The 16,239-nt window shown below is 42.6% G+C and carries 14 protein-coding genes; 3 read left to right on the forward strand and 11 right to left on the reverse strand.

Going from position 1 to position 16,239, the window contains the following annotated elements:
- Nucleotide 1: 1 nt before the first annotated feature.
- The gene (locus DW251_RS08505; RefSeq protein WP_021871378.1) at nt 2-229 is read left to right on the forward strand and encodes a hypothetical protein; all 228 of its coding nucleotides are present in this window, start codon (nt 2-4) and stop codon (nt 227-229) included.
- Nucleotides 230-393: 164 nt separating this feature from the next.
- Here the strand turns inward: DW251_RS08505 and DW251_RS08510 are convergent, their stop codons facing one another.
- The 4 genes from DW251_RS08510 to DW251_RS08525 form a co-directional block, all read right to left on the reverse strand.
- Entirely contained in the window at nt 394-1,227 is an 834-nt protein-coding gene (locus DW251_RS08510; RefSeq protein ID WP_021871377.1) for a carbohydrate ABC transporter permease, read from the reverse strand.
- Between the two features lie 12 nt (nt 1,228-1,239).
- Nucleotides 1,240-2,109 carry a sugar ABC transporter permease gene (locus DW251_RS08515; protein WP_118300756.1) on the reverse strand — a complete coding sequence of 290 codons (870 nt, stop codon included), beginning with the start codon at nt 2,107-2,109 and terminating at the stop codon, nt 1,240-1,242.
- A 31-nt stretch (nt 2,110-2,140) separates the two neighbouring features.
- Entirely contained in the window at nt 2,141-3,784 is a 1,644-nt protein-coding gene (locus DW251_RS08520; RefSeq protein WP_118300758.1) for a glycoside hydrolase family 32 protein, read from the reverse strand.
- Between the two features lie 85 nt (nt 3,785-3,869).
- Nucleotides 3,870-5,204: an extracellular solute-binding protein gene (locus DW251_RS08525; RefSeq protein ID WP_118740777.1), complete on the reverse strand. Its 1,335-nt coding sequence runs from the start codon at nt 5,202-5,204 to the stop codon at nt 3,870-3,872.
- A 236-nt stretch (nt 5,205-5,440) separates the two neighbouring features.
- Between DW251_RS08525 and DW251_RS08530 the strand changes: the two genes are divergently transcribed.
- Together DW251_RS08530 and DW251_RS08535 are read left to right on the forward strand one after the other, a co-directional pair.
- Nucleotides 5,441-7,180 carry a sensor histidine kinase gene (locus DW251_RS08530; protein WP_182433599.1) on the forward strand — a complete coding sequence of 580 codons (1,740 nt, stop codon included), beginning with the start codon at nt 5,441-5,443 and terminating at the stop codon, nt 7,178-7,180.
- A gap of 19 nt (nt 7,181-7,199) precedes the next feature.
- Nucleotides 7,200-8,762: a response regulator gene (locus tag DW251_RS08535; RefSeq protein ID WP_182433600.1), complete on the forward strand. Its 1,563-nt coding sequence runs from the start codon at nt 7,200-7,202 to the stop codon at nt 8,760-8,762.
- A 60-nt stretch (nt 8,763-8,822) separates the two neighbouring features.
- Here the strand turns inward: DW251_RS08535 and DW251_RS08540 are convergent, their stop codons facing one another.
- The 7 genes from DW251_RS08540 to dapB form a co-directional block, all read right to left on the reverse strand.
- Nucleotides 8,823-10,097: an adenylosuccinate synthase gene (locus DW251_RS08540; RefSeq protein ID WP_118300765.1), complete on the reverse strand. Its 1,275-nt coding sequence runs from the start codon at nt 10,095-10,097 to the stop codon at nt 8,823-8,825.
- Between the two features lie 152 nt (nt 10,098-10,249).
- On the reverse strand, nt 10,250-11,137 hold the full coding sequence (locus DW251_RS08545; protein WP_021871370.1) for a LysR family transcriptional regulator: 888 nt from the start codon (nt 11,135-11,137) through the stop codon (nt 10,250-10,252).
- 104 nt (nt 11,138-11,241) lie between these two features.
- A complete protein-coding gene (gene purB, locus DW251_RS08550; protein ID WP_021871369.1) occupies nt 11,242-12,675 on the reverse strand; it encodes an adenylosuccinate lyase in 1,434 nt (477 codons plus the stop codon).
- A 190-nt stretch (nt 12,676-12,865) separates the two neighbouring features.
- A complete protein-coding gene (gene purF, locus DW251_RS08555) occupies nt 12,866-14,314 on the reverse strand; it encodes an amidophosphoribosyltransferase (protein WP_021871368.1) in 1,449 nt (482 codons plus the stop codon).
- Nucleotides 14,315-14,471: 157 nt separating this feature from the next.
- Complete coding sequence (locus DW251_RS08560; protein ID WP_021871367.1) at nt 14,472-14,843, reverse strand: hypothetical protein; 372 nt, start codon at nt 14,841-14,843, stop codon at nt 14,472-14,474.
- A 183-nt stretch (nt 14,844-15,026) separates the two neighbouring features.
- Nucleotides 15,027-15,368, reverse strand: a complete 342-nt coding sequence (locus DW251_RS08565) for a hypothetical protein (protein WP_118300767.1) — start codon at nt 15,366-15,368, stop codon at nt 15,027-15,029.
- Between the two features lie 82 nt (nt 15,369-15,450).
- Nucleotides 15,451-16,209, reverse strand: coding sequence for a 4-hydroxy-tetrahydrodipicolinate reductase (dapB, locus tag DW251_RS08570; RefSeq protein WP_021871365.1), 759 nt, complete (start codon nt 16,207-16,209; stop codon nt 15,451-15,453).
- Nucleotides 16,210-16,239: the final 30 nt, after the last annotated feature.

Genomic DNA, 16,239 nt, shown 5'->3' on the forward strand with positions numbered 1-16,239 from the left:
CATGAAGAAATTAAAACGGATATCAGCTGCCCTTATGGTAATATTATTAGCAGGCCTTTTTATTGCAGCCATTGTACTTGCAATAACCGGCGCCCCGGCCAATCAGCTGATGGCAGTTATTTTCTCTATCGTGTTTATTTCCGTATTGTTTTATGCTATGGGACTGATGACACGGGTGTTAAAAAAAGATGACAGTAAGGATACATCTGATACATCATTAAAAAAATAGCCAGCCTCTCGTCTGCAATGCCGGGCCAGTTATTTATGAAAAAGTGTACCAGATCCTGAATTTATTTATAATTTTTAATGCAAAAGGTCTGCTTTTGATAAAATATCATCAGCAGACCTTTTTTTATATTTTTTGACTTTTTAATATTATCAACCTTGATATTGTCAACCTTTAATACCACTGGTAGAAATTCCCTGCACATAATATTTCTGTAAAAACAGGAACATAATGATCATAGGCACAGATGCAATAGTCAGCGCAGCCATGATAGGACCATAATAAACCGGAGGTTCTGTAAAAAATGTCTGAATACCAAGCTGTACCGTCCTTTTTCCTGCATCAGTGATAACAAGCAGAGGCCACATAAAGTCGGACCAGTAAGCCACATAATCCAGAATAAAGACAGTAGCAAAAACAGGCTTGGATACCGGTATGATGACCTGTAAAAAGGTTTTAAATGGTCCGGCTCCGTCAATCTCTGCTGCTTCGATCAGATCATCCGGCACATCCAGGAAAAACTGCCTGAACAGGTATACGTCAAAACATTTTACAATAAAAGGAATGATCAGTGCCAGATAGGAATCCACCCATCCCAGCTTATTTACAATGAAAAACAAAGATAGCAAAATACTTTCCAACGGCAGTACCAGCAAAGATAATACCACTGTAAGGATCACATTTTTACCCTTAAATTCAAATTTTGCAAGTGCATAACCAAAGGCAGAGTTTACTGCCATGCTTAAAAACACAAGGATCGTAACATAAGTAACACTGTTCAGGATATAGCGGGGCATGTTGCTTCGTACAAAGACTTCTTTAAAATTATCTAAGGTCGCTCCTGCAGGCCAGAAGGCTGCCAGTCCTTTGGACATATCTGCAAAAATACGGTTTTCCGGTTTAAATGCAGATACCACCATCCAGATCAGGGGAGAAATATACAAAAGTCCCAGAAGGATATTGACTACATAGATCAGAAAATATTTTTTATTCTTATTCATCTGTTTATCCTCCTATCTTGCTTTCATAAGCTTCTTTACTACAACTGAAATACCTACTACTACAATAAAGAAAATAACTGAAACTGCAGAAGCATATCCCATATTACGGTACTGGAAGCCCTGGCGATACAGATAATAGGTCAGTGTCATAGTAGACTCTTTTGGACCGCCGTTAGTCATGATGTAAGGCTGTGTAAACAGCTTCATGGCAGCGATCGTCGTCATCATAACTACGAAGATCAGCACATTTTTAATACCTGGAATTGTGATATAAAGAAACTTTTTTAATGCACCGGCCCCGTCAATGGAAGCTGCTTCATAAAGATCTTCCGGGATTGCCTGAAGACCTGCCAAAAGGATCATCATCTGATGTCCTGCTGCATGCCAGCCTGACATAAAGATAATGGAATTCATGGCTGTATCAGCACTTCGCAGGAAATCGCAGGCCGGAAGGCCGAATTTTGTTAAAATAGCATTTAAAAGGCCCTGTGTTGGATTTGGATTGTAAATAAAGGTCCACAGGATAGCGATAACACTCATGGATGTTACTAACGGTGAAAAATAGGCAGACCGGAAAATTCCAATGCCTTTAATATTTTCACGTACTAAAAGTGCCAGACCAAATGCCAGTGTAACCTGATAAGGAACTACAACAACTGCAAAATACAGTGTATTTTTCATTGCCTTTAAAAAACTGGCATCCTGAAACAGGCGGATGTAATTTTCAAATCCTACAAAGGCTGCATCCTTTGGCCGCAGCAGGTTAAAATCCATAAAACTAAATCCAAATGCCAGAGCCGCTGCCAGGATGGTAAACATCAGCAGGATCAGACAGCCTGGAAGGATGAAAAAGTAAGCATAGCTTTTTCTTCTGCCCCTCATTATAATATCTCCCTTCTTTTACCGGATTGGATCACCAGATGGATCTCATTCCCTTTATATCAATACTCCATGCACCTGTCTTTTCTTCTACAGGTCTTAAAACTGCTTTTGGAAGATAAAATCTTCTTGTACATGCCTGTTCACCGTCATTGATAAACAGCTCTATGATCGCTTTATCTACATATGCAGTTATTTCTTCTACCGGTTGATCTGTCTGTATCTGGCATACAAATGGAAGTGCCTGATCTTTTGCATCTGTATCTTCTTTTTCAAGAGTAAGTTTTAAAGCAGTTTCACCAATATACAGATTTACCTTTCCTGCCGGTGATCCAGCCAGAGAAAGAACTGTACTTTCCTTTATTTCTTTTGTCTTTCTCATTGAAAGGAAATACGGCCCGTTTTCTGCTTTTTCTGTAAAAAGTTCCTGGATCTGTGGGATTACCTGTGAGTATAGTTTTCCATTTTTTACTGCTAATTTTCTCGGAAGACTTAAGCTGCCGTTGGCACTTCCCGGCTGTGCTATATGCTGCCCCAGCCTGTGACAGTTCCATCCGGCACTTATACGCTCTCCTTCCACTTCAAAGCTTTGCGGAGCATAATAATCTTTTCCTTCATCTAATAGACCCTTGTTTTCCGGATCAAATTTTCCATCTTTATAAGTTCCTGTATACCATACTACATCTCGTCCATCTTTACGCCCGTCTGCATAAATATAACTGACGATCAAAACCCATGTTCCATCTAAATAGAAGAAATCCGGACACTCTGCAATACCGTACTGGGGATCTGTTTCCCCATATAAGATCCCGGCATATTTCCAGCTTTTAAGATCATCTGATTCATAACGGAATACTGCCGGACGGTCATAACAGCTACCTGCAATGATCATATTCCACTTATCCTCTATCTGAACAACCTTAGGATCCCTGAAATGCCAGGTAACACCTTCTGGTGTTCCCCACACAGCACATTCTTCATGAGTAAAATGAACGCCGTCCTTGCTTTGTTTTGTTACCTGCCACTGTCTTTGCCAGCTGCGGTCTGTTTTTCCGAAATGCCTGGTGTAAAATAAATGCATCACATCTTTTTCGATCACTGCACTTCCAGAAAAAGCTCCGCCCCTGTATTCTCCTTCGCAGCCATTTAACTCGATCTGCGGATAAGCTGCAACCGGCTGATGTACCCAGTGAAGAAGATCTTTACTCACTGCATGGCCCCAGTGCATATTTCCCCATTCCTGACCATTAGGGTTGTACTGATAAAACAGGTGATAATATCCCTTAAACCAGCAAAGACCGTTTGGATCATTCATCCAGTTTTTATAAGGAGAAAAATGGAAAGTATTTCTGTAATCCTGCGTCAGCGCATCTTTTAAATTATCTTTTGTATAAAAATACGCCTTATCTTTAAATTCTATAAATCTTACTCCCTGCTCCAGCACACAATCAGGGCAGTAAGAATAGGCTAAAGAAACCTCCAGTTCACTGATCTCCACCTCATATTCCTGCTCTTTTTCCCAGATAAATAAAAAAGTTTCAAAACCGGAAAATTTGTAATATGCTTCCTCTGACAACTGTCCTTTGTGGAAGATGCGAACACAGCCTGGCTGCTCCCCTGTTCTTCTTCCTGTAATATTAATTCTGGTACTGTTTCCGGAATCGATCTTATATCTCACAATACTCCTCCTTTACAAATGCCCTTTACCAGAATGGGATGTCTTCTTTTTAGAAGGCATCCCATTTACTGCTATTTCATACTTGCTATTTTATAGAATCCTTCACTCTTGCATATTCATCATCTACATAAGATGCCACTGCATCCAGAGATTCCTTTGCGTCAGAACCGGTAAAAATATCTAACATTGCCTCTGCAAACTTGGAAGTCAATACAGTATAAACTGGTGTCTTTGGTCTTGGAACAGCCGCCTCAAAAAGCTGCTCTTTTGCAAGACTGTATGGATATTCATCCCACTGGGTATTATTTTCATAAGCAGACTTTCTTGCAGGCGGATATCCTCCTACCTCACCGTAAAGTCTGGTAGATTCAGAATTAGTCATGAATTCCAGTGCCACATAAGCTGCATCCGGATCCTTGCAGTCTTTAGAAATTCCCAATGTCCAGCTTCCGCAGTTGGAAACTACATGATCGCCTGTTTTTGGCAGATAGGTTGCTCCCCAATGCAGATCCGGGAAATCATCAAACTGAACGACCTGATTGATGTTTCCGGCGATCCACATAGCTGCCTTCTGATCCTGGAATTCAGTAGGTGTAGGATCAATATTGGCAAGCTTGTCATCAAAGAATTTCTGAAGCTTAACAGCAGTCTCCACACTCTTTTCACTGTTGATGTAGCCATCTGCCTTTGAACCATCTTCACTGACTAACGGTGCACCTGCTGAATCAAATAATGGGGATAAACCGTAGATCAGGCCTTCGCCCTTATTCATGATGATCTTAATACCTACCATTTCAGGAGTGGAAACTTCTTTTGCCATTTCATACACTTCATCCAGTGTGTAAGCATCATCAATTCCTTCCGGAATACGGAAGCCATGTTCCTCAAATACATCTTTGTTGTAATAGAACAGGCTGACTGCTTCATTGAAGCTGACTGTATACATGTCATTCTGGTATGTATTCTGTAATACTGTTGACGGAAGCATGTCGTTTTTGCTTTCCTCTGATACATAGCTGGTGATCGGAACAATAATTCCGTTTGCTGCATAGTTAGAAACATTTGGACCGTCTAAAGAAAGAAGATCCGGAAGTATCCCTGCTGCAGCTGCTGAGTTTACCTTATCCTCATAAGCATAAGAAGAACCTCTTGGAATATACTCAATGGTCAGATGATATTTCCCTTCATATTCCTTGTTAAAATCTTCTACTCTCTGGTCAAAAGCAGGTATCATGGTCTTATTTTCCTGATACCACATAGTGATCTCCTTTACCCCATCAGCAGAAGCCCCATCTTTACTTCCACCTGCATTTTCCGCCTTGGCAGTTGTTTCTCCCCCATTCTGTGAAGAGCATCCGGTCACGCTTGCCATAGCAAGAGCCGCTGCTGACATCATGATCACCCAATTTCTTTTTTTCATAACTTCTTCTCCTTCCTGTTTTCCTTTCGTTTTTGCTTTTTTTACTTCGTTTTTTGCTTTTATTTGCTTCATTTCTGATGACTTTATGGTATCATATCCATGGATTTAAAAACAATATAAAGAATCTGATATAATATGGGTAATATGACACGTTATGAAAAACCTGCATACTTTTTTTCTTGTTTGTGCTATTCTTAAACTGGAAATTTTCTATGACTATGACAGGAGGACATAAAATGAAAAACCGCAAGATCCAGGAACAGCTTTTAATCTGGTTTCTTATTTTTACTGTGATACCGCTTTCTGTGATCTCCTTCTGGTGTTATCTGTTAGCTTCCCGGATTATCAACCAGAAATCCAGTTCCTATGCAGCAGAATCCATCCAGCAGTTGTCTGACAACCTGGATCAGTTATTAGTACAGATTGAAAATACCTCTCTTTCCATTTCTTATAATAACTATATCCAGAATGCACTGGAAAATCTGTCAAACGGCCAGTCTATCAGCCGGGTGGACAGCTATCAGCTGGAAAAAAATATGATCCTTACATATGACTATGCATCCATGCGGGATATTACCATCCGCCCCGCTGCTTCATTTAAAGACAATAATACCCTTTTTCGTGTACCTGCCAGGCTGGATCCGGATACAGAGGATCTATTTTACCCAGCTTCTGACCTGACTGATATATCCTCAATTACCTGGCGCAGTGATACCGGGCAACAGATCATCCAGATGATACGGCCCATTGAAAGTACCAGGAATTTTCATCATATGGGCACCTTATATATTTCTCTCTACAGCAGCTATATTGACAATCTGGTAAAGAATATCCATTTTGATGAGAAAGGATTTGCCCTTATCTTAGATTCCAAAAACCAGCCTATTAATATCAAAGAAGTGGATCCTTCTTTCCTTACAGATCTTGATCCTTTTCTTACCGGCACAAATGGATGTTTTAACCGTAAGATCGGCTCTGTGGATTATGAGTATTTTTATACTACTTCTCCTAAGACCGGCTGGAAATCCCTGGGGATCATTTCAGTTTCTGACCTGCATGCCCAGGTACGAAAACTGGCTCTTTCTGTTATTACAGGCGTACTTTTAGTATCTGCTGTGGCAATATTTATTTCCTACAGGCTTTCACGCTCTTTTGCTGAAAAAATCCATACAGTAACAGCTGCCATGAAAAAAGCCTCAGAAGGCGATTTCTCCGTTAATCTGGCAGAAGGCATTTCAAAAAATGAATTTAACGACTTAAATACCGGTTTTAATCACATGATCCAGAAGATCAATTCCCTGATCCAGACTGTATACAAGGCAGAGCTTTTGCGCAAGGAAGCAGAATATGCTTCCCTGCAGGCACAGACGAATCCACATTTTCTTTATAATACCTTAGATACCATCTGCTGGCAGGCAAAACTTGCAGGCAACGATGCTATTTTTGATACTACCTATTCTCTGGCCTCTCTCCTGCGTGCATCTATGGGAAACACTGATCCTTATATAACTGTTTCCCAGGAACTGTCTTATATCCGTGATTATATACAGATACAGAAAGCCCGCTTCAGGGATAAAATACAGGCAAATATTGCTGTAGAACCGGCACTTATGCCTGTTATGATCCCCAAACTTATTCTTCAGCCTATTGTGGAAAATGCCTTTATCCATGGTCTGGAAGAAAAAAATGGAAACGGTACTATAAAAATAAGCGGGATCTTAAATGATGAGGAAGAAACCGTCCTCTTTATGATCCATGATAATGGTGTGGGAATGACACGGGCCCAGATAGAAAAGGCCTTAGATCCGCCTCCAGGCACGAAAGGCAGCTTTGGACTTTCCAGTGTCCACAAACGGCTCCAGCTTCTGTATGGAACGGATTTTGGCTTAAAGATCCTGTCTGATCCAGGAAAAGGAACCACTATTATCATCCGCATGCCTCTTCATGTTGAGAAGGCAGAAAAAGAAAAGCAGTAAAGAATTTGAGGAAATATGTATGTATAAGATAATGATCGCAGACGATGAACCTATCGTACTTGACAGTTTAAAAACATTTCCATGGTCTGATCACCAGTGTTGTGTGACCTGCTTTGCAGAAAACGGCTTAAATGCACTGCATACTCTGGAATCAGAAAAAGTGGATATTTTGATCAGCGATATACGTATGCCGGGGATGAACGGCCTGGAGCTTTCCAAAGCTGTAAAAGAACGATCCCCGGAAACAGAGATCATACTTTTAACCGGCTATGCAGAATTTGAATACGCCAAACAGGCTTTATCACTTGGAATCCGCCAGTACCTTTTAAAGCCATTCCGATTTGAAGATATTGAATCCGCCCTCCTTTCCTGTATCCATTCCTTAGATAACCTGGAAAGCAGGCGCAGACAGCAGACATACATCCAGGAAAAGCTTCAGCTCATCTCTCCTCTTCTCACAGAGCAGATCTACCAGGATCTATTAGAGGGACGTATTGGGGATTATTCAGAAAAAATAGCTGCCTGCAACATTAGGGATGCTCTTTATGTGGTCATTTCCACCCAAAGTGACTTTCCCGGAAGTTCCTTAGATATTGCCCTCTATGCCCAGATCAAAGAGCTGTTAAATGGAATGGAACCGGAAGTTTATCTTGCCCAGGGCATTGATATTATCAGCTGTATCCTTTGTTTTAATGCAAAGCATTCCCCTGAATTTTGTGAGGTTGCCTCTTTACACCTGTGCGAAATGCTCCAGAAGACAACGCTGCAGGAACTGGGGTTCCATATTTCTTTTGGCATCAGCCTTCCAAGTTCTGATATTTTTATGCTTCATCAGTTAAAAAAGCAATCTGTCCAGGCCCTTAACTGCCGGAGCGCTTTAGGTGGAAATTCCCTGATCATGTATTCGGAAATACAGAAAAAACAGGATCATGATATTTTCAATCTGACCATGTATGAAAAGAAAATACAGAAATGTATTGTTCAGAATCAGAAACAAGAATTACAACAGACCTTCCGGCAGTTTTTTGATGAACTGCTCCAGTCTGCCCACGGTGACTTTTCTTATATTAAAAAAACGCTGATCAATCTTGTTGTGCTTACATACCGTTTTGCCGAAAGTTATATTAACAGTTCTGAAAATGAATATGATGCTATCGAACATTTATTCCGCTGTGAAAGTATGGAAACACTGTCCAAAGAATCTCTTTCCCTGTTAGAGTCTCTGATCCAGACAGGATCCAGTTCTTTTGGAGACGGGATTGCAGAACGCATTACTGATTATCTGGAACAGAATCTGGAGCAGAATGTTTCTCTTGATATGCTGGCCCAGTCTATGAACTACAGCGCCGCTTATCTGTCCCGCCTCATCAAAAAGAATACAGGACAGTCCTTCAGCGAACTGCTTTTAGACCTGCGTTTAAAAAAATCCATGGAGCTTTTACGGCTTACGGATATGCGGATCAATGATATTGCTGCCAAAGCAGGCTACAACGATGTAAGCTATTTCATCTCTATTTTTAAAAAGTGTACCGGCGTCACACCTAAGGAGTGGCGCAGCCTGGCAAAGCTGGGGGAGTTATAGAATGTTATTAAAAAACAGGCGCATCCTGATCTTTCGGATACGCCTGTTTTTTCCGTTCATTTATTTAAGGATAATATCATCACGGCCTGGGCCATTAGATACCATTGTGATCGGTACTTCAATCTCTTTTTCTACAAACTCAATATACTTACGGCAGTTCTCTGGAAGATCTGCGTAGTTCTTGATTCCGCGGATATCTGTCTTCCAGCCTGGAAGCTTGGTAAATACCGGTTTAGCCTTTTCAAGCTTTGCAGTAGTTGGGAAGTCTCTGGTCACTTCGCCGTCGATCTCATAGCCAATGCAAACCGGGATCTCATCTAAGTAGCCAAGTACATCTAATACTGTGAAGGCCACTTCAGTAGCGCCCTGGATACGGCAGCCGTATCTGGTAGCAACTGCATCGAACCAGCCTACTCTTCTTGGACGTCCGGTAGTAGCGCCGTACTCGCCGCCGTCACCGCCACGGTTTCTTAACTCTTCTGCTTCATCACCGAAGATCTCGCTGACAAATGCGCCTGCGCCAACTGCGCTGGAGTATGCCTTAACAACAGTAGTAATATCCTTGATCTCATATGGTGGGATACCTGCGCCGATAGCACCGTAAGCAGCCAGTGTAGAGGAAGAAGTTACCATTGGGTAAATTCCGTGATCCGGATCCTTTAAGGAACCTAACTGTCCCTCTAACAGGATCTTCTTGCCTTCTTTAATGGCATTGTGCAGATATGCAGATACGTCACATACATATGGACGGATCATTTCACGGTAGGTTACTAACTCATCGTACAGTTCCTTTGGATCTAACAGAGGTTTGTGGTACAGATGCTCAAGAAGTACGTTCTTGATCTCGCATACTCTCTCTGTCTTTTCCTTTAACAAATCATCATCAAAGAGTTCGCTTACCTGGAAGCCGATCTTTGCATATTTATCAGAATAGAATGGAGCAATTCCGGACTTGGTGGAGCCAAAGGACTTACCAGCCAGACGAGCCTCCTCATAAGTATCAAACAGTACATGGTAAGGCATCAGGATCTGTGCTCTGTCAGAAACCAGGATGTGTGGCTTCGGAACGCCTCTGTCTACGATAGACTGGATCTCCTTGATCAGATATGGGATGTTTAATGCAACGCCATTTCCAATGATGCTGGTAGTGTGCTGATAGAATACACCAGATGGAAGAAGATGAAGCGCAAATTTACCATAATCATTGATAATGGTATGACCTGCATTACTTCCGCCCTGGAAACGGATGATAATGTCAGACTCTTTTGCAAGCATATCTGTGATCTTGCCTTTTCCTTCGTCTCCCCAGTTAGCACCTACAATTGCTCTAACCATACGTAAATTCCTCCTTGGGGCATAAGCCCAGTATCATAATAAATAATCAATCTTCTTTTACTTTACTATATTATAGGCTATAAGTAAAGTGATTATTTATTATGAATGTCATAATATCAGCTTATGTTATCTGTATCCGCTATCTATTTTTCTTATTTCCCTGTAAGCAGTTCCAACAGGTGCTTTCCCGCCATGGACATTAACCCCGACTCTCCTGTTACCAGACAGATGGAACGGGACGGCATTTTTTCCTTAAAGGAAAGGGCAAATACTTCTCCCCGCTCTATTGCTTCTTCTGCAAAGCCTTCCATCACGCAGCCAACGCCCATGTTCCGCCTGGCAAACTGTACGATCATATCACTGGTAGCCAGCTCAAATTCCGGCTTTAATTCAATGCCTTTCTGGGATAAAAACTGATCCATAAACAGGCGGGTGCTGGTATTTTTTTCAAGGAAGATACAGGGAAGATCACAGAGAATGGAATAGTCCAGCTCTTTCCCCTGCAATTCTTTAAAGCTGCTTCCTGCAATAAATACATTATCAATCGGCTTTACCTCTGTACTGTGGATAGCTCCATGACCTGAAAATGGCGTTGTTACCACACCGAAGTCGATCTTGCCCTCTTCCAGGCAGCGGATGGTCTCCGGAGTCGGCGCATTGGTCACTGTCACCTTGATCTTCGGATATTCTTTGTGGAACTGCTCCAGATAAGGAAGTAAAAAGAACTGCAGTGTCATGTCACTGGCACCGATCCGCACCTCTCCCATATCCATATCCAGCATTCTTTTAAGCATCCGTCCGCCTTCTAGCAGCTGTTCTACCCCGCCTTTTACATAATGGTATAACAGTTCTCCTTCTCTTGTAAGGAGCACCCCTTTGGAAGTACGGGAAAATAATTTTGTTCCCGCCTCTTTTTCCAGCTGACGCACTGCCTGGCTTACTGCCGGCTGGGAAATGCAAAGTCTCTGGGCCGCTGCCGTAAGGCTGCCTTCCTGACATACATAATAAAATACCTTGTAGTATTCCAGATTGATATTCATAAAATTCCCCTTGCATAAAGCGCAGGATCCCTGTGCTTATTAAAAGGGGGCTGAATGCTTTCGCTCCAGCCCCCTTCGTCCATTTATTTCAAATTTGTGATCTTTTATACATTGATCTGAGCAGTCATTCCCAGAACTTCTTCGTTTTCCTTTAAGATCGGGTTGATGACTTCCTCTAAGAACTCTTCTACCTGCTTTGGTGCGCGTCCTACATAGCGGGATGGCTCCATAGCCTTCTTTAAATCCTCTAAGGACAGGTTGAATGCAGGATCTGCTGCGATCAGCTCTAACAGATTATTGTCCTCACCCTTTTCTTTTACGTTTCTGCCTGCTTCCATGGAAAGCTGACGGATACGCTCATGAAGTTCCTGACGGTCTCCACCTGCCTTTACAGCATCCATCATAATGTTTTCTGTTGCCATAAATGGAAGCTCTGCCATCATGTGCTTCTCAATTACCTTTGGATATACTACCAGTCCGTCTACTACGTTTAAGTACAGATCCAGGATACCATCGATAGCTAAAAATCCTTCCGGTACGGACAGTCTCTTATTTGCAGAGTCATCCAGAGTACGCTCAAACCACTGGGTAGAAGCAACTAACATTGGATTCATCATATCGCTCATTACGTAGTTGGACAGGGAAGCAATGCGCTCGCTGCGCATCGGGTTTCTCTTGTATGCCATAGCGGAAGAACCGATCTGGTGCTTTTCAAATGGCTCTTCTACTTCTTTTAAGTGCTGCAGAAGGCGGATATCATTGGAGAACTTGTGAGCACTCTGTGCGATACCTGCTAAAACGCTGAGCACACGGCTGTCGATCTTTCTGGAATAGGTCTGTCCGGATACAGGATAGCAGCCGGAAAATCCCATTTTCTCTGCGATCCGCTGATCTAAACGACGGCATTTTTCATGATCTCCGTCAAACAGCTCCAAGAAACTTGCCTGGGTTCCTGTGGTTCCCTTAGAACCTAACAGACGCATAGAACCGATGAGATATTCCAGATCGTCTAAATCCAGCTTTAATTCCATCATCCATAAGGTTGCTCTCTTACCTACAGTTGTAGGCTGTGCAGGCTGGAAATGGGTAAATGCCAGTGTTGGCTGATTTTTGTACTTATCTGCAAATTTAGCCAGTTCAGCCAGTACGTTTAATAATTTCTTGCGGACTAACTGCAGAGCCTCAGTCATAATGATCAGATCTGTATTGTCTCCTACATAACAGGAGGTAGCGCCTAAATGGATAATGCCTTTTGCCTTCGGGCACTGTACGCCGTATGCGTACACATGGCTCATAACATCGTGACGTACTTCTTTTTCTCTTGCCTTTGCAACATCATAATTGATGTCATCTGCATGGGCTTTCAGCTCGTCGATCTGCTCCTGTGTAATATTTAATCCCAGTTCTTTCTCTGTCTCGGCCAGCGCGATCCAGAGTTTTCTCCAGGTCTTGAATTTCATATCCGGTGAAAAAATGTACTGCATCTCTTTGCTTGCATAACGCTCAGAAAGAGGGCTTACGTATTTATCATTACTCATTGGTTTTTCCTCCTGTGCCTGCTTAGTAGGCTTTTTTTACTCATGAACCCCGCGCTAACGCGCTCTACTGTCTGCTCCGCAGACGGTTCATTCGTTAACGGTTTGTGAAAAACAAATGTCTGCTTCGCAGCCGCTTGTTTTCCCCTGCACTCGTTACAGTATAACATATCTGCGTTTTCTAAACAACCATCTACTTCTCATAGCTGCCGCGGATATCTTCTTTTGGCGGCTCGATCGGATAATCCCCGCTGAAACATGCAGTACAGATCGCCTTTCCTCCTGCCATTTCATACAGACGGTCCAAAGCCAGATAGGATAAGCTGTCTGCCCCTAAAAGTTCACGGATCTCTTCTACTGTACGGTTATGAGCGATCAGCTGGTCTTCTGACGGGATATCGGTTCCGAAGTAACATGGATGAAGGAATGGCGGCGCACTGATGCGCACATGGACTTCTTTGGCTCCTGCGTCTCTTAACATGCCTACGATCAGGGCACTGGTAGTTCCACGGACAATAGAGTCATCGATCATGATCACACGTTTTCCTGCCACAGCTTCTTTTAATACATTTAATTTAATGCGGACCGCTGATTCACGGCTACTCTGTTTTGGCTTGATAAAAGTTCTTCCTACATAGGAATTCTTTACAAAAGCAGTTCCATAAGGAATACCTGACTCCATTGCATAGCCAAGGGCTGCTGCATTTCCGGACTCCGGAACGCCCACTACCAGATCTGCATCTACCGGTGAGTCCATTGCCAGAAAACGGCCTGCCTGAATACGGGAATGATATACGCTTACACCGTCAAATACACTGTCCGGTCTTGCAAAATAAATATATTCAAAAATACATCTTGCTTCTTTTGCATGATCTGTAAAGCAAAGTTCTTTATTAGAAGCAATGCCGTCCTTTGTAATGGTAACGATCTCACCTGGCTCTACGTCACGGATAAATTCTGCACCGATAGTCTCTAAAGCACAGGTCTCAGATGCCAGAATATAGGCATTATCTCTCTTTCCGATGCAGAGAGGCTTAAATCCAAATGGATCTCTGGCTCCGATCAGCTTTCTTGGGCTCATGATCACCAGGGAATATGCTCCCTTGATCTTTTTCATAGCTTCTGCCACTGCCAGCTCTACGGTTGGTGTATGGATACGCGCCCTTGCAATGTGATACGCAATGACCTCAGAGTCAATGGTAGTCTGGAAAATAGCGCCTGTGTATTCTAATTCATGACGCAGCTCCGGTGCATTGACCAGGTTTCCGTTGTGAGCTAACGCCAGGGTTCCTTTTACATAGTTTAATACCAGAGGCTGCGCATTCTCTCTGGTACTGCTTCCTGCTGTTGAATATCTTACATGGCCTACACCGATATTTCCATGAAGTGGTTCGATCACATCCGGTGTAAATACTTCGTTGCAAAGACCCATTCCCTTATGCGCACTTACTTTTCCTTTTGGGCCTTCTGTATCACTGACTGCAATACCGCAGCTTTCCTGTCCTCTGTGCTGAAGAGCAAACAGGCCATAATAAATTGTGGAGGCAACATCATTTCCGTCAAAATCATAAATGCCGAAAACACCACATTCCTCCCGCACTTCATCTCCTCTGATATCAAAGTCCATCTGATTCTGGTTCATTGGTCTTTCCTTTCCGCTTTCGCCTTTTATCACAGTCTTGTCATTTATAAGTCATAACGATAAAAGAAGTCATTTTCAGTAGAAATTATAATACACGTTTTCTGTGAATACAAGCAACAGGATCATTAAAATTCCTAATGAATAAATTCCCTCTGTTCTAATCAGTCTGTTTTTTCTCCTCCCGGATCTTGAAAAATAACACTTTTCCTTCTTTCAGATAAACAGCAGCGCCTTCTTTTAAAACCGGATTTGCTGTATCATCATCCTGTTTTTTTCCAGATTTTTCCAATACATATTGTTCCCGGACTACTTCTTTTTGGATCAGGTATTCCAGGATCTTCTCTTTTCCCGGCCATGGCACAGAAAGCCCCTGCCAGTTCTCCTGCCCTGTGGCAGAGGTTGAAAACAGAAAAGGTGTCAGAAATAAAAAGAAAGCTAACATTTTACCTTTCTTTTTCTTCTTTTTCCAGGCTCTCACCCCTGCCTTTCGCATTTTCTTTAATTGTTTCACTGCTTTTCTTTTTTTCATGGGAGTCCTTTCCCACGCACTCCAGTTTTATTATAGAAAATTTTTATCGTTCCTTCAAGAGTAAAACAGGCTGTAAAAAAAAGCAAAAAACTGCCAGGAAAAAGAATTTTCATCTTTCTCCTGACAGTCATCACTGCAGCGCATATGACAAGTGTGCCTTTGCACGCTCATTGATCACATAAGTTACCTGCCTTCCACATCACTTGCTGCATCGGAAGCGCCACGGCTCAGATCGTCTGTAAGATCATCGAGCAGCCCTTCTCCGGTAGTCTCGATCTCTCCATTGGTGCCGCCGGTCATGGTGCCATTTTCTCCTTCGCCCCAGCCGGATGCGGTATCTCCATTCATGCCATTTTCCCCGGTTCCTGCTCCTGTTCCATTTCCAGTCTCAGAAGCCGCCGAGGAAGTGGCACTGTTCTGCTCCGTCCCATTCATATTGCCATTTTTTCTTCCTGCACAGGCAGTAAGGGAAAGAGACAAAAGCACAAACATGCATACAAATAAAAACGGTCTGATCTTTTTCATAAAACATTCTCCTTTCGTTTACCTGCTATTAGTATGTAACATCAGAGAATGCTTTATAGTGTTAAATTTTTCCAGACAAAATCTACAGCTGCACTACGTCACTCATGTCGTATAATCCCGGCTCTTTTCCAGCTAAAAATTTTGCTGCTTCCAGAGCGCCTTTTGCGAAAATAGCCTTGGAATACGCTGTATGATTAAAGGTAATGACCTCATCTTTTCCGGCAAAGATCACATCATGATCTCCTACAATAGAACCGCCGCGGACAGATGCAATACCGATCTCCTTTGGATCTCTCTTTTCATGAACACTGCTGCGGTCATATACATAGTGATACTGATTGCCTAAAGCTTCGTTCATAGACTCGGCCAGTGCAAGGGCAGTTCCGCTTGGAGCATCCTTTTTCTGATTGTGGTGCTTTTCCACGATCTCAATATCAAAACCGGAACTAGCCAGTACTTTCGCTGCCTCCTGGACCAGTTTTAATAAAAGGTTTACGCCTAAAGACATATTGGCAGAACGCAGTACTGCTGTCTTTTCTGCTGTCTCTTTTACTTTTTTGATCTGCTCTTCAGAAAGCCCAGTAGTACAAAGTACCAGTCCCAGCTTCTTTTCTGCGCAGAAATCCATAAGATGGTCTGCTGCCTTTGGAGAAGCAAAATCTACTACTACATCTGCCTCTTCTTTGCATTCCTCTAAGGATGCATAGACCGGATATCCATTTTCTTTATCATTTTTAAGATCAATGCCTGCAACAATGGTAAGCCCTTCCATATCCTTTGCCATTCCGGTGATGACCTGGCCCATAACGCCGTTGCAGCCATGCATGATGACTCTGACCATTTTTCTTCCCTTTCTCCTGCTGCCCTAAAG

Origin of the sequence: Clostridium sp. AM22-11AC (assembly GCF_003473545.1) — a bacterium.
Lineage (GTDB): Bacteria > Bacillota > Clostridia > Lachnospirales > Lachnospiraceae > Enterocloster.